General features: G+C 68.3%; 14 protein-coding genes and 2 tRNA genes. 13 read left to right on the top strand and 3 right to left on the bottom strand.

The features are described from left to right. Nucleotides 1-187: 187 nt before the first annotated feature. Together C2L80_RS10255 and C2L80_RS10250 are read left to right on the top strand one after the other, a co-directional pair. A complete protein-coding gene (locus C2L80_RS10255) occupies nt 188-2185 on the top strand; it encodes a TIGR03960 family B12-binding radical SAM protein (protein ID WP_092200023.1) in 1998 nt (665 codons plus the stop codon). Then, nucleotides 2178-2873 (top strand): TIGR03936 family radical SAM-associated protein, encoded by a 696-nt coding sequence (locus C2L80_RS10250; RefSeq protein ID WP_087196055.1) that lies wholly within the window; start codon nt 2178-2180, stop codon nt 2871-2873. The genes C2L80_RS10255 and C2L80_RS10250 overlap by 8 nt, the downstream gene beginning before the upstream one ends. Nucleotides 2874-3000: 127 nt before the next feature. On the opposite strand, the gene C2L80_RS10245 is transcribed toward C2L80_RS10250, so the two are convergent. Together C2L80_RS10245 and C2L80_RS10240 are read right to left on the bottom strand one after the other, a co-directional pair. After that, a tRNA-Asp gene (locus tag C2L80_RS10245) sits at nt 3001-3077 on the bottom strand. Nucleotides 3078-3123: 46 nt separating this feature from the next. Continuing rightward, nucleotides 3124-3200 (bottom strand) — tRNA-Asp (locus tag C2L80_RS10240). A 706-nt stretch (nt 3201-3906) separates the two neighbouring features. Between C2L80_RS10240 and C2L80_RS10235 the strand changes: the two genes are divergently transcribed. The 8 genes from C2L80_RS10235 (at nt 3907) to C2L80_RS10200 (ending at nt 13421) form a co-directional block, all read left to right on the top strand. After that, a complete protein-coding gene (locus tag C2L80_RS10235) occupies nt 3907-4365 on the top strand; it encodes a MarR family winged helix-turn-helix transcriptional regulator (protein WP_087196054.1) in 459 nt (152 codons plus the stop codon). Then, nucleotides 4356-6518 carry an ABC transporter ATP-binding protein gene (locus C2L80_RS10230; protein WP_103263153.1) on the top strand — a complete coding sequence of 721 codons (2163 nt, stop codon included), beginning with the start codon at nt 4356-4358 and terminating at the stop codon, nt 6516-6518. Before C2L80_RS10235 ends, C2L80_RS10230 begins: the two co-directional genes overlap by 10 nt. After that, nucleotides 6515-8395 carry an ABC transporter ATP-binding protein gene (locus tag C2L80_RS10225; RefSeq protein ID WP_087196052.1) on the top strand — a complete coding sequence of 627 codons (1881 nt, stop codon included), beginning with the start codon at nt 6515-6517 and terminating at the stop codon, nt 8393-8395. Before C2L80_RS10230 ends, C2L80_RS10225 begins: the two co-directional genes overlap by 4 nt. A gap of 49 nt (nt 8396-8444) precedes the next feature. Next, nucleotides 8445-9164 carry an HAD family hydrolase gene (locus tag C2L80_RS10220; protein ID WP_087196051.1) on the top strand — a complete coding sequence of 240 codons (720 nt, stop codon included), beginning with the start codon at nt 8445-8447 and terminating at the stop codon, nt 9162-9164. Between the two features lie 294 nt (nt 9165-9458). Then, nucleotides 9459-11087 (top strand): ribonucleotide reductase subunit alpha, encoded by a 1629-nt coding sequence (locus C2L80_RS10215; protein WP_087196050.1) that lies wholly within the window; start codon nt 9459-9461, stop codon nt 11085-11087. A gap of 3 nt (nt 11088-11090) precedes the next feature. Continuing rightward, on the top strand, nt 11091-11645 hold the full coding sequence (locus C2L80_RS10210; RefSeq protein WP_087196049.1) for an RrF2 family transcriptional regulator: 555 nt from the start codon (nt 11091-11093) through the stop codon (nt 11643-11645). After that, nucleotides 11627-12511, top strand: coding sequence for an HhH-GPD family protein (locus C2L80_RS10205; protein ID WP_417134867.1), 885 nt, complete (start codon nt 11627-11629; stop codon nt 12509-12511). The genes C2L80_RS10210 and C2L80_RS10205 overlap by 19 nt, the downstream gene beginning before the upstream one ends. A gap of 331 nt (nt 12512-12842) precedes the next feature. Next, a complete protein-coding gene (locus tag C2L80_RS10200; RefSeq protein WP_087196047.1) occupies nt 12843-13421 on the top strand; it encodes a manganese efflux pump MntP in 579 nt (192 codons plus the stop codon). A 320-nt stretch (nt 13422-13741) separates the two neighbouring features. Here the strand turns inward: C2L80_RS10200 and pheA are convergent, their stop codons facing one another. Continuing rightward, on the bottom strand, nt 13742-14593 hold the full coding sequence (gene pheA / locus C2L80_RS10195) for a prephenate dehydratase (protein ID WP_087196046.1): 852 nt from the start codon (nt 14591-14593) through the stop codon (nt 13742-13744). Between the two features lie 385 nt (nt 14594-14978). On the opposite strand from pheA, the gene C2L80_RS10190 reads away from it, so the two are divergent. From C2L80_RS10190 to C2L80_RS10180, 3 genes are read left to right on the top strand one after another with little or no spacing between them, the layout of a single operon-like run. After that, nucleotides 14979-16223: a hydrogenase small subunit gene (locus C2L80_RS10190; RefSeq protein WP_087196045.1), complete on the top strand. Its 1245-nt coding sequence runs from the start codon at nt 14979-14981 to the stop codon at nt 16221-16223. A gap of 6 nt (nt 16224-16229) precedes the next feature. Next, entirely contained in the window at nt 16230-17876 is a 1647-nt protein-coding gene (locus C2L80_RS10185; RefSeq protein ID WP_087196044.1) for a nickel-dependent hydrogenase large subunit, read from the top strand. Nucleotide 17877: 1 nt separating this feature from the next. After that, entirely contained in the window at nt 17878-18564 is a 687-nt protein-coding gene (locus C2L80_RS10180) for a cytochrome b/b6 domain-containing protein (protein ID WP_103263152.1), read from the top strand. Nucleotides 18565-18864 lie beyond the last annotated feature (300 nt).

Raw genomic sequence — 18864 nt, 5'->3', positions numbered from 1 at the left:
CGGCGGGCGGCGTGCGCCAGGCGGCTGCGGCCCGTCTCGCGGGCGGGGGGCGCTAGAGGAGCCCGCCCGCGCGCCCGCGGGGCCGGCTTCTGCTATCTTGCCGACCCTCGGGGCAAACGGTCGGCTTTCGCCGTTTCGCCGCTCTGCCGTCTCTGTCCGTCTGCCCTGAGAAAGGGGAAGCCCTCCGATGACCGATCTCTGGCCGCGCCTCGAGCCCTTGCTCGCCGACGCGGAGCGCCCCGCGCGCTACCTCGACCACGAATACGGCTGCGTGTACAAGCCGGACGCGTCCTTCCGCTTCTGCATGGTGTACCCCGACACCTACGAGCTGGGGCAGGCGAACCAGGCGCTGCGCATCCTCGTGAACGCGGTGAACGCCCGAGACGGCATGGCGGCCGAACGGGCGTTTCTGCCCGCGCCCGCGTTCTGCGACACGCTGCGCGCCGAGGGGCTGCCGCTGTTCTCCCTCGAAAGCTGCGCGCCCGTGCGCGAGTTCGACGCGGTGGGCATCACGCTGCCGCACGAGCTGGCGGCCACGAACGTGCTGGAGACGCTTGACTTGGCGGGCATCCCGCTGCGCGCGGACGCGCGCGCCGAGGACGACCCGTTCGTGCTGGGCGGCGGCCCGTGCGCGTTCAATCCCGAGCCGTATGCGCCGTTCTTCGACGCGCTGTCCATCGGAGAAGGCGAGGAGGCGCTGCCGGAGGGCCTTGCGCTCATACGGCGGCTGCGCGCCGAGGGGGCCCGCCGCGCCGACATCCTGCGGGCGCTCGCGCGCGAGGACGGCTGGTACGTGCCCGCGCTCTACCGCTGGCTTTCCGAGGAGGAGGCGCAGCGGGCGGGCGCGTGGGCGGTGCCGCTTGAGGACGGGGTGCCCGCGCGCATCGAGAAGCGCCTGTTCGAGGGGTTCGCGCACAGCAGCGGATGGGAGCCGTGCATCGTGCCGTTCACCGAGGTGGTGCACGATAGGCTGAACGTGGAGGTGCTGCGCGGCTGCGCGCGGGGCTGCCGCTTCTGCCAGGCAGGCATGATGTACCGCCCCGTGCGCGAGCGCTCCGCCGACAACGTGGTGGAATCCGTGCTGCGCGGGCTGGCCGAGACGGGCTACGACGAGGTGAGCCTCACCTCGCTCTCGTCCACCGACCACTCGCAGATCGCCGAGATCCTCACGCGCCTGAACCGCTCTTGCGAAGGCAAGGGCATCCGCATCTCGGTGCCCTCGCAGCGCCTCGACTCGTTCGGCGTGGACATGGCGGGGCTCGTGGCCGGGCAGAAGAAGGGCGGGCTCACGTTCGCGCCCGAGGCCGGCACGCAGCGGCTGCGCGACGTCATCAACAAGAACGTGACCGAGGACGACCTGTTCGGGGCCATCGACGCGGCGTTTGCCGCCGGGTGGTGCCGCTGCAAGCTGTACTTCATGATAGGGCTGCCCACCGAGACCGACGACGACATCAAGGGCATCGCGAGCCTCGCGCAGCGCGCCTACGACCGGGCGAAGGCCGCCGTGGCACCCGAGCAGCGCGGCAGCGTGCGCGTGAGCGTGTCGTGCGCGCTGTTCGTGCCGAAGGCGCAGACGCCGTTTCAGTGGGACGGGCAGATCCCGCCCGAGGAGGCCATGCGGCGCGTGAACCTACTGCGACGCTCGGTGAAGTACAAGGCGGTGGACGTGCACTGGCACGACCCGTCCACGAGCTTCGTGGAGGCCGTGATGAGCCGCGCGGGCCGCGAGGCGGCCGCGTGGGTGGAGGCCGCGTGGCGCCGTGGCGCGCGCTTCGACGCGTGGACGGAGTGCTTCGACGAGGAGGCGTGGCGCGAGGCGGCCGCGGAGGCGGGCGTCGACCCGGCGGCCATCGCGCAGACGGCCTATCCGGTGGAGCGCGTGATGCCGTGGGCGCACATCTCCACCGGCGTGTCGACGCGCTGGCTCGCGCGCGAGCGGAGGCTGGCGGGCGAGGAGCGCACCACGCCGGACTGCACGTTCGAGAACTGCTCGGCGTGCGGCGCGTGCCCTGCGCTCGGCGCCGACAACGAGCTGGCGCGCCCGCGCACGGCCGCGGGCTCGAACGCGCGCGCGGTGCCCGCCGCGGCGGGCGGCGGTGCCTCCTGCGGACCCGGGCCCGGCGCGTCCTCCGCGTTCGCTGCAGCCGCTGCGGTCGCCGAGGGGAAAGGGGGCTCTCGTGCCTGATCCGAACCTGTTCCGCCTGCGTGCGACCTACTGCAAACAGGGGCGCCTCGCGCTGCTGTCCCATCTGGAGGTGGCCCGCGCCCTCGAGCGCGCCGTGCGGCGCGCGGGGCTGCCGTTCGCGGTGAGCCAGGGCTTCTCTCCGCATATGAAGATCGCCTTCGGCGCGGCCTTGCCCGTGGGCGTGGGGGGCACCTGCGAGCTGTTCGACCTGCAGATGACGCGCTACGTGCCGCCCGATGAGGTCCTTGAGGCGCTTCAGGGGGCGAGCGTGCCCGACCTCATGGTGAAGGCGTGCTCCTACATAGGCCCGCACGATGCGGCCGCGTCGGCGGCGTATCCCGTGGGCACGTACCGCGCGCTCCTCTCGCGCGCTGTCGGCGCGCTGTCCGTCCCCGCAACGGTGACGGTGGTGCGCAAGAAGAAGGAGCGGACGCTTTCCGTGGCCGAGTTCCTCGTTGGCGAGCCGGAGCTTTCCGGCGCGGTGCTCACGTTCTCGCTCGAATCGAAGCCCACGGGCAGCCTGCGTCCCGACGTGCTTTTGCGCGCCTGCCTCGACGAGGCGGGCGACGAGCCGCTGCTGTCGTTCGTGGAGAACGCCGAGCCCTCGTCTGTGGCCGCCGACGCCTCCGACGCGGGACGCGTGCGGGCGCTTTCCGTGACGCGCATCGCCCAAAGGGCCGCACGCTGAGGATGCCGAGGGAAGGGTCTTGCGCCGCGAGGGCCCGACGTTCGCGACGGGGATGTCCGCTCGATCGTTTTGCGGCTTTCTTCGGACTACGAGAAAGACCCGCCGTCCGGCGGGCCTTGCGTTTCGATGGCGGGATGTACGAGACTCGAACTCGCGACCTCCGACGTGACAGGCCGGCGCTCTAACCAACTGAGCTAACACCCCGTGGGCATGCGGATCGTCCGCTGCGTCGCCGCTGAGCTGAAAGAAATGGCGGGATGTACGAGACTCGAACTCGCGACCTCCGACGTGACAGGCCGGCGCTCTAACCAACTGAGCTAACACCCCGTGCTTCAGCAGCGCGGATTATTCTACCGGGTGTCGGGCGCGCGCGCAATACTTATTTTCAAGAAAAATGAGGAATGCGATGGGCGCTTCCCGGCCTCGCGTTCCCTAGCGCGCTGCCGGGTGCGAGGGGGTGCCTCCGGAGGGTTTGCGGAAAGGCGCAATCTTCCGAAAACCCCTCCGTCGGCCATCCTCCGCGCTGAACGGTGCGTCGCTTCGGTCGGATTGGCAGACGGGAGGCGCGCCTTCGGCAAGATGTGGTGGAAAGCCCCCGATCCGTTGCCGTTTCAAGGTCGCGGGGAGCTTTCCGGGGTCTTCGTGCCAAAACGCGCGCATGTGCGCTCTTGCGGCTTCGGTACCGAGCCCTTTCGCCGTTTTCGACGGGCGGCTGCGCCTTCGGCGCATGGTGCGTCGGAGGAGCCGTCTTTGCGGGTTCTGTGAGCAATGAAACATTTTAGTAACTAAAGCATTTGTTCTGGTACCGTTGGCCCTCAGGCGAATCGGCTTTCGAATGGGCCGGTTCGCTCGGTCTTCCGCTTTCGCGGTCGGACGCGGCTGCGGTCGGGGAGGCCCGGGACGGAGGCGGTGCCGGGCGCGCAACCGTCCGCAGACGGCGTTGAAGTCCGTGTCGGCACGAGACGGCCGCAGCGCAAGGCGGGAAGCGCGGGAGGGCGCGGAGCGCGTCTGCCCGCAAGCGGGAAGGAGAGCTATGGAAGATTCGTTCGCGGAGCTCAAACGCGAGCTGTACGAGCTCATGCAGCGCATGAGGCGCTCTCGCGTCGCGTCGCCGACGCCCGAGGGTGCGACGCCTCTCGAAGCGCGCACGGTGATGGCCGTGGCCGAGGCGCGCCGCATCGGCGAGACGCGTCCCGGGCGCATCGCCGAGCGCGCCCACACCACGCCGAGCGCCCTGTCGCAGACGTTCAAGTCTCTCGAGGAGAAGGGGCTCATCGAGCGCCATCGGGCGGGCGGCGACTGCCGGGGCGTCGCCGTCGTCCTCACGCCCGAGGGCGAGCGCCTCGCCGCCGAAGCGAAAAGGCTGCACAGCAAGCATATGGACGAGGTCATGGCCTACGTGGGCGAAGAGGACGTGCGCAGCCTCGTGCGCATCCTGCGCAAGGTGGCCGACTTCCACGACGGGAAGGGAGGCGACGGCGCGTGCGCATAATCCGCTACCTCAAAGACTGCAAGCTCGCGGTGGCGCTCGTCGTGTGCCTGCTCGTGGCGCAGGCGGCCGCCGACCTGGCGCTTCCCAGCTACACCTCGAAGATCGTCGACGTGGGCATCCAGCAGTCCGGCGTGGAGCACGTCGCCGTCGACGAGATGACGGCCCGCACCCACGACCTCGTCGCCATGATGCTGCCCGAAGGCGACGAGCAAACGTTCCGCGATGCCTACGACGAGACTCCCGAGGGCACGTACCGCCTCAACGAGCAGGGGAAGAAGGAGGTCGATGCGCTCGACCGCATGATGGCGCTGCCGCTTGTGGCCGTCCATTCCTCCGAACGGGCCCCCGACCTCGACCTCGATCAGGCCCTGCAGGCCTATCAGGCTGATACGATCTCGAAAGACCAGGTCATCGACATGCTCGACGAAGCCAAGGAGAAACTGGGCGCTGGCGGCGACTCCCTCGTCGAGCAGCAGGCCGTCGCCGCCGCCCGCGCGGAGTACGAGCGGCTCGGCTACAACCTGTCGGACATGCGCATGTCGTATCTCGTCCGCATCGGCCTGACCATGCTCGGCATCGCCGCGCTCGGCATGGCCGCGGCGGTGCTCGTGGGCCTCATCGCCTCGCGCACGGCCGCGAAGGTGGGGGCGACGTTGCGCGCCAAGCTGTTCAGCCAGGTGGTGTCGTTCTCCGACGCCGAGATCCAGCGGTTCTCGGCCGCCTCGCTCATCACGCGCGGCACCAACGACATCCAGCTCATCCAGATGGTCGTCTCCATGCTTTTGCGCATGGTGCTCTACGCCCCCATCCTGGCCGTGGGCGGCATCATCATGGCGTCGCGCACCGATTTGTCCATGAGCTGGGTCATCGTGCTGGCCGTGGCGGTTCTCGGCGCGATCGTCGCCGTGCTCATGAAGGTGGCCATGCCCAAGTTCAAGGCCATGCAGAAGCTCATCGACCGCGTGAACCTCGTGTCGCGCGAGATGCTCACGGGGTTGCCCGTCATCCGGGCGTTCGACCGGCAGCCCTACGAGGAGGAGCGCTTCGACGCGGCCAGCGCGCGCCTCATGAAGACGCAGCTGTTCACGAACCGCGTCATGACGTTCATGATGCCGCTCATGATGCTCGTCATGAACGGCGTGTCGGTCCTCATCGTGTGGGTGGGCGGCCGCTCCATCGACACGGGCGCCATCCAGACGGGCGACCTCATCGCGTTCATCACCTACTCGATGGTCATCATCATGGGGTTCCTCGTGATCGGCATGGTCTCCATCATCCTGCCGCGCGCCGACGTGGCCGCGCAGCGCGTGAACGAAGTGCTGTCCGCGGCGCCCTCGGTACGCGATCCCGCGCCCGCCTGCGCGCGCGACGCCGAGCTTTCGGCGCGCACAGGCGGCGCGGCCATCGCGTTTCACGACGTGAGCTTCAGGTACGCGGGATCGAAGGAGTGCGTGCTCGAGCACGTCGATTTCACGGCCGAGCCGGGAAGGACCACGGCGATCATCGGCTCCACCGGGTCGGGCAAGTCCACCATCTTGAAGCTCGTCGAGCGCTTCCACGACGTGACGAGCGGCTCGGTCACCGTCGACGGCGTGGACGTGCGCGAGGTCTCCCAGCGCGCGCTGCGCGAGCAGCTGGGCTACGTGCCGCAGAAGTCGTTTCTGTTCAGCGGCACCATCGAGTCGAACGTGGCGTACGCGGACGAGGGCATGCCGCATGCGCGCGTGGAGGAGGCCGTCGACATCGCCCAGGCCGCCGAGTTCGTGTCCTCGAAGGAAGGGGGCCTTTCGTCGGCCGTGTCGCAGGGCGGCACGAACGTGTCGGGCGGCCAGCGCCAGCGGCTCGCCATCGCCCGCGCGCTGGCGACCGACGCCCGCGCCTACCTCTTCGACGACAGCTTCTCGGCGCTCGACTACCGGACCGACGCGGCCCTGCGCCGCGAGCTGCGGGCGCGCCTGTCCGACAAGACCGTCGTCATCGTGGCGCAGCGCATCTCGACCGTGCTGCACGCCGACAAGATCGTCGTGCTCGACGAGGGGCGCGTTGTCGGCCAGGGAACGCATGGGGAGCTTATGGAGACGTGCGAGGAGTACCGCGAGATCACGATGTCGCAGCTGTCCGCGGCTGAGCTGAACGGAGGCGATGCGGCATGAGCGCGCGGAACGCAACGGCATCGGCGCAGACGGGCGGACCGCGCCGCGGCGGCTTCGGGCACGGGCCCGCCGGACGCATGGCGCCGGGAGAGAAGCCCAAGGACTTCAAGGGCACCGTCGGCAAGCTCGTCGCCTTCATGGGGCGGTTCAAAGCGGCGATCGCGGTGGTGCTCGCGTTCGCCATCGGATCGACGGCGTTCTCCATCGTGGGGCCGAAGGTGCTGTCCACGGCGACGACCGAGCTGTTCGACGGCATCGTGGCGAAGATCGGCGGCACGGGCGGCATCGACTTCGACGCAATCGCGCGGATCCTTCTGCTCACACTCGGGCTGTACCTGCTGAGCGCGGCGTGCTCGTTCGTGCAAGGGTGGATCATGTCGTCGGTCTCGCAGCGCACGTGCTACGAGCTGCGCCGCGGCATCGCCGAGAAGATCGACCGCATGCCCATGGGCTACTTCGAGCGCACGAGCACGGGAGACGTGCTCTCGCGCATCACCAACGACGTGGATGTGCTCGGCCAAAGCCTCAATCAGGGGGTGACCCAGCTCATCACGTCTTCGGTCACCATCGTCGGCGTGCTCGCCATGATGCTGTCCATCAACCCGCTCATGACGCTCGTGACCGTGGTCATCCTGCCCGTGTCCATCGTCCTGGTCGCGGTGGTGGTGAAGCGCTCGCAGAAGTTCTTCCTCGCCCAGCAGAACACGCTCGGCGAGATCAACGGCCTGGTGGAGGAGACGTTCTCGGGGCACGCCGTCGTGCGCGCCTTCAACCGCGAGGACGGCACGGTCGAGCGCTTCGGCGAGGTGAACGCGCGCTTGCGCGAGTCGGCCTGGAAGTCCCAGTTCGTCTCCGGCCTCATGCAGCCCATCATGAACTTCGTGGGCAACCTGGGCTACGTGGCGGTGGCCGTCACGGGCAGCTTTCTGGCCGTGCAGGGGGCCATCACGGTGGGCGACATCCAGGCGTTCATCCAGTACGTGAAGAACTTCACGCAGCCCATCACCCAGCTTTCGCAGGTGTCCGCCGTGCTGCAGCAGATGGCGGCCGCGGCCGAGCGCATCTTCGCCTTCCTCGAGGAGCCGGAGGAGGAGCCCGAGCGCGTCCTTGCGCGCGCGAAGGACGTGGAGTGTTGCGTTGAGTTCGACCACGTGCGCTTCGGCTACGACCCGGCCAAGCCCGTGGTCAAGGACTTCTCTGCGCAGGTGGAGGAGGGGCAGACCGTCGCCATCGTGGGGCCGACGGGAGCCGGCAAGACCACGATGGTCAAGCTGCTCATGCGCTTCTACGACGTGCAGGGCGGCTCCATCCGCATCGGCGGGCGCGACATCCGCGATTTCGCGCGCGACGACGTGCGCTCGCTGTTCGGCATGGTGCTGCAGGACACGTGGCTGTTCAGCGGCACCATCCGCGAGAACATCCGCTACGGCAAGCTCGACGCCTCCGACGAGGAGGTGGAGGCGGCGGCGAGGGCGGCCTACGTGCACCACTTCGTGCAGACGCTGCCGGAGGGCTACGACACCGTCATCGACGAGGACGCGGGCAACGTGAGCCAGGGTCAGCGGCAGCTGCTCACCATCGCGCGCGCCATCTTGGCGAACCGCCGCATGCTCATCCTCGACGAGGCCACGAGCTCGGTGGACACGCGCACCGAGGAGCGCATCCAGAAGGCCATGGACAACCTCATGGCCGGACGCACGGCGTTCGTCATCGCGCATAGGCTCTCCACCATCAGAAACGCCGACCTCATCCTCGTCATGCGGGACGGCGACATCGTGGAGCAGGGGGCGCATGAGGAGCTGCTCGCGCTTGGCGGTTTCTACGCGGAGTTGTATAATTCACAATTCACCGAGACGACAGACGAGGCGGAGGGCTAGCGCCGGGCAGGCGCCGCCGCTCCGTTCGGACGGGATGGGGTGGCGGCGCATGTCCCGAGCGGGGACTGAACTGACAAGCGGGCGCGACGGGGCCGCACCGGGCGAGCCGGTGCGGCTCGCCGTGTTCGACTTCGACGGCACGAGCATCGACGGCAACTCGCCGGTTCTGCTCGTGTCGTACCTCATGGGCAAGAAGATGCTCAAGAAGCGCGTAATCGCGCGCATCCTCTTGTGGGCGGCCGCCTACAAGTTCCGACTTCCGCAGAACGAGAGCTGGGTGCGCGGCCTCGTGTTCACCGCGTTTGAAGGCAAGCCTGCCCGCGAGGTGGACGCGTTTCTGGCGGAGTTCTACGACGAGCGCATCGCGCCGCTGTTTCGGCCCGAGGCCGACGCGGCCATGCGCGCGCACGCCACCGCCGGCGACGTGGTGGTGGTGATCTCGGCCACGTTCGAGCCGATCATCCTGCGCGCGAGCGAGCGCCACCCCTTCGAGAACCAGATATCCACGCGTATGCGCGTGGCGGCTGACGGCACCTACACGCGCCAGGTGGAGGGGCTTCCCGTGGAGGGGGAGGAGAAGCTCGCCGCCCTTCGTCGCTTCGGCGACGCGCGCTTCGGCTCGGGGGGCTGGAGGCTCGCCCACGCCTACGGCGACCATCATTCCGACCGCGCCGTGCTCGCGGCGGCCGAGCACGCCCACGCCGTCTCGCCCGACCGGCCGCTTTCGCGCACGGCGCGGGCGCGGGGGTGGGATGTGCTCGACTGGTAGCGGCTGCTGCTCCGCGCGAACCGTGCGGGGCGCGTTGGCGCGCCTGCGTGCGGGCGCTCTGCCGAGCCGCATTGGTCTGCGCATCGCCGAGACGCCGCAGGCGTTTCGCGTCGGCTGAGCGTCTGCGCAACGCGAGGGGTCGTGGAGCGGAAAGGGGCTTTCGACTTCCTTACGTTTTGGGGTTTTTGCGGTGCGCCCTTCGCTTCGCCGCCTTCTTCGGTAAAATGCGACCAGACCATAGGCAAATCATGCTTGCGACACGGACGTTTCCCTACGACGAAGGAGGTTGGGTCCATGTTTGAGAACGACGCGAACAGCTCGCCCAGCCACAACGACGAGCATGCGAACTCGTCTGCCGAATACCTGCGCCGCGCCGCCGCGGCGTGCGCGTCGGGCGACGCGGTGCTCGGCATGCACCTGTACCTGGCGGCGTTCGAGCGCGCCCAGCATCGCGACGGCACACCGCCGGACGAGGAGGCCCTTGCGGGCCTCAAGCAGGCGTGGAGCCTCGCGTGCACGCTCAAGGAGCGCTCCATCGCCGAGTATGCCTTCGAGCGCCTCGAGCCGTACCTCACGCAGGACGAGGTGGCCGCCTGCGCCGACCAGCTGCAGAGCCTCGCGCTCGACAAGTTGGAGGAGTTCGGGCTTTCACGCGAGGACCTCGAGGACATGACCGACATGATCTCCCAGGATTTCCTCGGCGTGTCTGCCGCGCGCCTCGTGCGCGTGGAGCACGTCACCGCCCCGTCGCGGCGCTCGGCCGAAGGGACGGACGCTCCGTGCGGTGCAGAGCAAGGCGGCGGCGATGGGGCTTCCGAGGCGGGCGGGGCCGCCTCTGACGGCGCGGCGCTTGCCGACGCCTCCGGCAGCCCGTCCGAAGCCGATGCCGACGCCTCTGCCCAGGTTCGCACGTCGGGCTCTTCTGAGGGCAGCGCCCTGGAAGCCGTCGTGCGCGCCGCGGGCGCCCTGGTTGGCTCGCAGGCTGCTCCGTCCTCGATGGAGCGCATCTCATACAAGGACATCGTCGGCTACGACGAGACGGTGGCGCTCATGCGCGATTTCGGCGTGGGCATGCAGCATGACGAGCGCTTCCAAGAGCTCGTGAGCCTGCTCAACGCCCGCCACGGGCTCGACCGCATGCCGGCCTCCGACGCGCTTCTGTTCCGTTCGCCGGCGCGCGAGGACGCCAACCGCTTCATGGCCGCCACGCTCGGCGAGCTCGACCTGCCGGCCATCCGCATGCGCATGGAGGAGAACCTCCAGGGCGTGCCGGTGCTGTGCGTCATGGCGCAGGCCGACCGCCAGCCCCGCCTCAACGCGTCCCGCACCTCCTTCGAGGGCGCGGGCGTGCTCATGCTCGAGGACCTCGATCTGTGGGTGTCGCCCCTCGGCGACGGGACTGCAGACGACTTCGGCGGGTTCCTCATGGCCAGCCTCTCGCGCGGGGCGCGCGAGGCCATTGGCCTTATCCGTTCGGCGGTGGAGAATCCCGACGTGCACGTGCTGGCCTCTGCCGCGGAGGCGGGCGAGGTCGATCCGTTCTTCTACGAGCTGCTCGAACCTCTGTCGGTCATCGACATCGACTATCCCACCGAGTCCGAACGGGCCGACATCTGGATGGAGATCGCTCGCGAGCATCCCTCCGTCCGGGGGGTCGATCGCGCGGCGCTCGTGCGCTACTCGGCCCAGATGCCGCGCTACGATCTGTACATGGCCGCTCGCGAGGCCATCGAGGAGGCCTACAAGGCCAGCCTCGTCGCGCGCCGCTACGTGCCGGTGACGGCCGACAATCTGTTCGACAAGCTGGCGGCCTACCAGCCGCTCGATTCCGACGAGTACCGAGCGCTCGAGGAAGCCGTCGTGAGCGGTTTTCGCCGCGAGCTCGAGCATGCGGACGATCTTTTGAGAGGGGAGGAGGGTTAACCGATGGACATCACGCGGCGTTGCGACTACGCCTGCCGGATCCTTCGCGCCGCCTACCATAGCGGCGAGTCCTACGTGTCCGTCTCCGATGTCGCCGAGGCCGAGGGGATACCCTACGCCTTCGCGCGCAGCATCCAGCACGACCTGGTGAAGGGGGGGCTCATCAAGACGGTGCGCGGTGCCCGAGGAGGGCTCGCGCTCAATTGCGATCCGGCCGAGACGACGCTGCTCGACGTGCTCGAAGCGGTGCAGGGGCCGGTGAGCGTCTCGCTGTGCGCCATCGATCCCGGTTTTTGCGCGAAGCAAGGGCACTGCGCCTACAACAAGCTGTGGCAGGGAGCCGATGCCCTGCTCAACGATTACTTCTCGTCCATCACGCTCAAGGACCTCATCGAGCAGGGGGCGTCGCATCCTGTGGTGGAGGCGGCCATGGAGAAGGCTCCGGCGGGCCGCCGTTCGATCTGCGCGTCTTTAGAGGCTGTGGGCGGCGCGTCCGTCCTATCGGAGCCGTCCGGGGCGTCTTCCGCGTGCGAAGGCGCGTGCGGGTCGTGCGCCTAGCGGGCGGCACGCCCTCCGCATGGCCTTCGGGCGCGCTCTCGCGCGAGGCCTTCTGCGCCAAGGTGCGTGCGGAGGGCGAGCGCCTGTACCGCGATCTGCCGTGGCGCAACATCGACGATCCCTATGCCGTGCTCGTTTCGGAGGTCATGTTGCAGCAGACGCAGGTGACCCGCGTGCTCAAGCACTGGGGCCGCTGGATGGCGATGTTTCCCACACTCGACGCGCTCGCGGCGGCTTCGACGTCCGACGTGCTCGCGCAGTGGCAGGGCCTCGGCTACAACCGGCGCGCCCTCGCGCTCAAGCGCGCGTGCGAGACGTGCTCCGCCCGGTTCGGCGGGCGGCTGCCCGACACGCACGAGGGCTTGCAGGCGCTGCCCGGCATCGGCCCCGCCACGGCGGCGGGCGTGATGGCGTTCGCGCGCAACCGTCCCGGCGTCTACCTCGAGACGAACGTGCGGACGGTGTTTCTGCACGAGCTGTTCCCCGACCGCGACAAAGTGGCCGACCGCGAGCTTGCCCCTCTCGTGGCCGCCACGTGCCCCGAAGACGACGCGCGGGCGTGGTACTACGCGCTGCTCGATTACGGCGCGCACCTCAAGTCGGTCGTCGCGAACCCGTCGCGGCGCAGCGCGCACCACGCGCGCCAGTCGGCGTTCGAAGGGTCGCGGCGCCAGAAGCGCGCCGAGATCGTGCGCGTCGTGCTCGCCGAGCCCGGCATCGGCAGAGACGAGCTGGCGCGGCGCCTCGACGCCTTCGAGCGCGCCGCCGGCCGCGACGGCGTGGACGGTGCGGCGTTCGACTCCATCGTGGACGACTTGATCGCCGAGGGGTTCTTCCGCGAAGAGGGCGCGGGCTTGCGCGCCTAGCTTTGAGCTCGGTGCGGCTTCGATTCCCCCTCTGCTCGCTTCCTCGCTCTCGTCCGCAGCCGAAGCGCGACGTGCGAAAAAGACGGGCGCATGTCCGGGGCGCTGTGCTACAATACGCGCATCCCGTGGGGGAGTAGTCGGCTCTGGAAAGGGCGGCTGCGTCAACATGCTGCTTCCGGGAGAAGCTGGCGCATCCTTAAACGACAAGACTCGCGGTGTGGCGCATCCGTCGCACCGCTTCATGCTGCCGACGCGTGCGCGTCGGTTTTTTTGCGCCCGCGCACGGCGCGGGGCGGCCGGGGGAGGTCGCGAGCGGACGAGAGGAGCGCCCATGGGGCTGGTGGAGCTGTTCTTGATCGCGGTGGGGCTGTCGATGGACGCGTTCGCCGTGGCGGTGTGCAAGGGCCTCGGCATGAGGCGGCTCGACGTGCGCCAAGCGGTGGTCATCGCGCTGTTCTTCGGCGGGTTCCAGGCGCTCATGCCGCTTGCCGGCTGGGCGCTCGGCACGCAGTTCGAGGCGCTCATCACGCCGATCGACCACTGGATCGCCTTCGGGCTTCTGACCTTCATCGGGGCCAGGATGCTGTGGGAGGCGTGCCACGAGGAGGGCGAGGGCGCATCGTGTCCGGTCGACGGCAAACTCGACGTGCGCGAGCTGGCGATGCTGGCCGTGGCCACGAGCATCGATGCGCTGGCCGTGGGCGTCACGTTCGCGTTCCTGCACGTGGACATCGCATCTTCCGTCGCGCTCATCGGCGCGACCACCTTCGTCCTCTCGCTGGCGGGCGTGGCCGCGGGGCACCGCTTCGGGGCCAGGTACGAGCGGCCGTCCGCCATCGCCGGCGGCGTCGTGCTCATCCTCATCGGCCTCAAGATCCTGCTCGAGCATCTCGGCGTCATCGCGTTCTAAGCGCGCGGGAGCGGGCGACTGGACGAAGGCGCGCGCATTCTCTGCCGGTGTCGAAGCGCGATCATCTGGCCAGGCGTTTTGAAGGGGACGATGCGGCGCGCAAACCCTTCAAGCGATGGCGGTTCCGTTGCAACCCGGGGAAACCGCGCGGTTTTTGCGGGTCGCGGACGCAGCGTTGCGCGCCTTCTGCCCGATCCGCGTCGGGCCGCCCATCGGCGTCGGCGTCGGGGTTTCCGGGGCGCGAAAGCGGACGCGGGACGCTTCGAAGCGAAGAGGCGACCTCGCAGGGCCTTTGCGCTCCGGAAGCGGCCCGAGAGCCGTTACGCTGCCGGGTAGCTTCCGAGCACCTTCACCTCGCGCAGCTTGAGGCGCAGGCAGTTGAGGGCGGTCTGCACGGCCAGGTCGTTCACGCTGCCCTCCAGATCGATGAAGAACATGTACTCGCCGAGCGCTTGCTTGGTGGGGCGCGATTGGATCTTCGTGAGGTTGACGTTCGCGTAGGCGAACTCGGAGAGGATCATGAGCAGCGCGCCCGCCTTGTCGGCTTGCAGGAACAGCGCGAGCGAGGTCTTCATGCGCGGGCCCGAGAGCACGGACGGGTGTCCCTGCCGGCCGATGAGCGCGAACGACGTCTGGTTTCCGAAGTGGTCCTCGATGTCGCGCTCGGCCACGTGCGCGCCGTAGAGCTGCGCCGCGAAGGCGTTGGCGATGCCGGCCACGTGCGGGTCGGCGGCGGACAGGCGCGCGCTCTCGGCCGTGGACGACGTCGTGACGGAGGCGCGCCCCGGCAGCCGTTCGGACAGGAAGCGCCGGCACTGCGCGAGGCCCTGGGGGTGCGACGCCACGCGCTCCACCTCGTCGAGGCTCGCGCCGGGAGCCAGAAGCAGGCAGTGGTGGATGTCGAGGACCTCCTCGCCGAGGATCGAGGCCGAGCTTTTGAAGGCGAAGTTGTCGAGCGTGGCGGTCACCGGCCCCTCGAGCGAGTTCTCCGTGGGGACGACGCCGTACTCGCATCGTCCGCGGTCCACGCAGTCGAACACCTCGTCGAGCGACGAGCATTCGAACAGCGCGGGCTCGTCCGCGCCGAGGCGCGCGGCGAAGGCGCGCGCCGCCTCGTCGGAGTAGGTTCCGGCGGGGCCGAGGTAGGCGAAGGTGGGTTCGGTGGCGGGCATGGCTTCATCCTTCCAGTCGGTGGTTCTCGTCCGTCTGCGCTTGTGCTATGATACCTATCTTCGCGACGGACGAGGATGGGAGAAGCGGCGCGCGACAAGAAACCTACGGGAGGGCGAACGGGCGAGAGGGCCGCGGTCCTTGCGTTTCTTGGCGTGCGCCGTCTGCATACGAAGCGCGCTTTTCCGGGCCGTTTTGCATGAAATCGCGGAAAATGGCGGCGAGAGTGAATAACTCATGTTACGACCAGCGGAAACCGTAACATTTTCATGCCATTGGCGGGCCAAATGTTGCGCTCGCGCGCATGTTCTCCCGTTTGTTTCGCCCGTCGGGGAGAATACGTGACCAGAGATAAGGGAAGACGAGAGCACCTGAGGAGGTGTGCACATGGAAACAGAGGCCACGGTTTCAGAGTTTCAGCAGATGCTTTCCGCGCGCGGCGTCAGCCGGCGCAGCTTCATGAAACTGTGCGGCGCGGTCGCGGTGGCGGCGGGGCTGTCCGAGCTTGCGGCGCCGCGCGTGGCGCAGGCCCTCGAGTCGTCCGTGATCGGCGCAGCGAAGGGCAAGCTGTACCCGGTCATCTGGATCGAAGGCGCGTCGTGCACGGGCTGCACGGAATCGTTCGCGCAGGTGGAGACTCCCGACGCGGCGTCGATCGTGCTCGAGATGATCTCGCTCAACTACTCCGAGACGCTGTCGGCTGCCGCCGGCGAGTCCATGGAGCTGGCCAAAGATCAGACCATCAAGGAGTGCGCCGGGAACTACATCCTCGTGTACGAGGGGGCCGTGCTCGAGGGCTGGGGCGGCCAGGCGCTGCGCGTGGCCGACAAGCCGGGCACGGATCATCTGATCGATGCGGCCAAAGACGCTGCCGCTGTGGTCGCGCTCGGCTCGTGCGCGGTCAACGGCGGCTGGATGGGCGCGCATCCCAACCAGGCGGGCGCGCTCGGCGTGCAGGAGTACCTGAAGAAGCAGGGCATCAACACGCCGGTCGTGAACGTCCCGGGCTGTCCGGCGAACCCCGAGTGGCTCGTCGCCGTTCTCGCCGACGTCGTGCTCTTGGGTCTTGCGCCCTCCGAGCTCGACCTGACGAGCGAGGGCAAGCCCGCCGGCATCTTCGGCCAGACGGTGCACGACAACTGCGAACGCCGCGGCCACTTCGAGAACGGCGAGTTCGTCTACGAGTTCGGCAGCAAGGAGGAGGCCCTGGGCTACTGCCTCTATCCGCTCGGCTGCCGCGGACCGCAGACGAAGTCGAACTGCGGCGTGGTCATGTGGAACAACCGCCGCAGCTGGTGCGTGCAGGCCGGAGCGCCCTGCATCGGCTGCTGCGAGGCCAACCCCAACGATCCGGGCCACAACTGGGTCGAGGTGAACACCCCGTTCTACAAGCGCCATCGCGACCTGCGCATCGGCGACTGGATGGTCCAGCCCGGCACCATCGCGCTCGGCATCACCGGCATCCTGGCCGCCGCGCTCGTCGTGCACGGCTTCGGCATGAAGATCACGGGCCGCATGGACGGCGGCGCCGACTTCGAGAAGGTCCGCAGCTGGGATGCGAAGCACCCCGACAAGTCCATCGGCAAGTACGATGCCGCCGATACCGCCAACGACAAGAAAGAAGGGAGGTAAGCCCGCATGACCCGTTCAGTCATCGATCCGATCACCCGCATCGAGGGCCATCTGCGCGTGGAGATGGAAGTCGAAAACGGCAAGGTCTCCGACGCCTGGGTGTCGGGCGGCTGCTTCCGCGGCATGGAGATGGTCGTGGAGAACCGCACGCCCGAAGACGCCGCGCAGATCGTGCAGCGCATCTGCGGCGTGTGCCCGGTCTCGCATGCCCATGCGTCCTCCATCGCGGCCGAGAAGGCCTACGGCATCAAGATCTCGAACAACGCGCGCATCATCCGCAACCTCCTCGAGGGCGCGCAGTTCCTGCACAGCCACATCCTGTGGTTCTACAACCTGGCCGCGCTCGACTACGTGAACCCCTTGAACGCCCTCAAGGCCGACCCGGCCGACGCCTACGCGCTGGCGCTTGAGGCGGGCACGTCCACGAACAGCGATTTCGTGGCCCTCAAGGAGCGCTTGTCCACCTTCGCCGACAACGGCCAGCTGTCCATCTTCTCCGGCAACTGGTTCGATGCCGAGGACGGCACGGCCTACCAGCTGCCGCCCGAGCTCGACCTCATCTGCACGGCCCACTACCTCGAGGCGCTCACCATGCAGGCGAAGGCCTCGCAGATCTCCGCCGTGCTGGGCGGCAAGATGCCGCACGTCATGACGCTCGTTCCCGGCGGCACGGCCTTCGTGCCCACCGATCAGAAGCTCGACGAGCTCAAAGGCCTCGCCGACGAGATCTACAACTGGGTGGCCTCCACGATGATCCCCGACACCCTGGCCATCGCGCCGTACTACGCCGACGCGCTCAACTGGGGCAAGGGCTGCGGCCGCTACATCGCCTGGGGCGTGTTCGAGAAGCAGAGCATGGAGCTCGCCGATCGCTACCTGCCCATGGGCGTGCTCGACGAGAACCTCAACCTGAGCGACGTGGACGAGAGCCTCATCACCGAGTACATGGGATCGTCCTGGTACAAGGGCGAGGAGACGCTCACGGCCCCTTACTTCGTCACGGAGCCCGAGTACACCGAGTACAACGTGGAGGACCGCTACACGTGGGTCAAGTGCCCGGCGTACGGCGGCAAGCCCTACGAGGCCGGCGGGCTCGCCCGCATCTTGGCCGCGTACAAGCGCAACGTGCCGTTCGTCGTGGAGCAGGTCGACGGGCTGCTCGAAGCGCTCGGGGCTCCCGGCCAGATCGGCGTGGCGCAGTCCACGCTCGGCCGCACGGCCATCCGCCAGGTCGAGACGCTCTATATCGCCGGCCTCATGAAGGAATGGGTCGACGAGCTCATCGAGGCCGTCAAGAGCGGCGACTCCGAGTACTTCCGCAAGCCCGAGACCATCACCGGCGCGGGCAGCGGCTTCTGGGAGGCCCCGCGCGGCGCGCTCTACCACTCGGAGAGCGTGAAGGACGGCAAGATCGAGGGGTACCAGATCATCATCCCGTCCACGTGGAACCTCGCTCCGGTGAACGCCGACGGCGAGAAGGGCCCGCTCGAGCAGGCGCTCATCGGCAATCCGGTCGGCGACGTCGAGAAGCCGATCAACGCCCTGCGCACGGTCCACAGCTTCGACCCGTGCACGGCGTGCGCCGTCCACATCACCGAGCCGGCCACGGGCAAGAGCTTCGAGACGGTCACGAGCCCCTGGGGGGTGAAGTAGCATGGCGCATTTGGCACATTACCGCGAAGCGCATCCGATGCCCTTCGTCATCACGCACTGGATCAACCTCGTGGCGATGCTTCTGCTCATCGTCACCGGCTTCTGCATCCACTTCCCGTTCTGGCCGTACTTCATGGGCATCGCCCGCGGCGTGCACGTGTTCTGCGGGTTCGTGCTGTTCATCAACTGCATCGCGCGCGTGGCCATGGCCTTCTTCGTGAAGTCATCGCCCACCGGCGGCACGCGCGAGCAGGTCATGGACTACAAGACGTGGCTGCCGCAGGCCGACAACCGCCATCAGGGCATCCACTGGATCAGGTACTACCTGTTCCTCAAGAAGGACCATCCGCTGTCCGCGAAGCTCGGCGTGCCCCAGAAGATCAGCTACCTCGCCATCCCGCTCCTCATCATCGTGATGTTCTACACGGGTTTGGCCCTCTGGAACCCCACGATGAACCTCGGGTTCTTCGCGGCGGGCACCGATCTGGTGGGCGGCCTCATGTCGATGCGCATCATCCACTACTTTATGATGTACGTCTTCATCTGCTTCATGTTCATCCATGTGTACCTGGCGAACATCGAGGGCATCTCCCCGACGCTGCTCATGTTCTTCCACAAGGAGCACGGCGGCTTGGTCTACGATCCCGAGAAGCACGTGATCGTGGGCGAGGACGACCTCAAGCACTAGGGCTTTGCCCCGGCGGCCCTGCGGCTTCCGGGGCGGCTCCGGGCGGTTTGGGCGCCCGAAGTTGCGCGAGGATTTGCGAGGATTTCGCGGGCCCGCGGACCGTCGATTCGGTTCGCGGGCCTTTTCGCGCTTGGACGCGTCCGCGCTCGTCGACTGCGGCTTTCCGGGCGGGTTGCGGTCGTTGGCCCTTCCGCTTGCGTCGGCCCTCTCCACGCGGTTGCCGCAAGGCGCGCGTTTTCGCATGTCGCGGCTTCGGGGAGGGGGTGAATGCGCGGGACGGCGGGAGCGGGCGGGGTGGGC

It is taken from the genome of Rubneribacter badeniensis (genome assembly GCF_002899695.1).
GTDB classification, from domain to species: domain Bacteria; phylum Actinomycetota; class Coriobacteriia; order Coriobacteriales; family Eggerthellaceae; genus Rubneribacter; species Rubneribacter badeniensis.
This window is presented reverse-complemented; position numbering and strand designations above follow the sequence as displayed.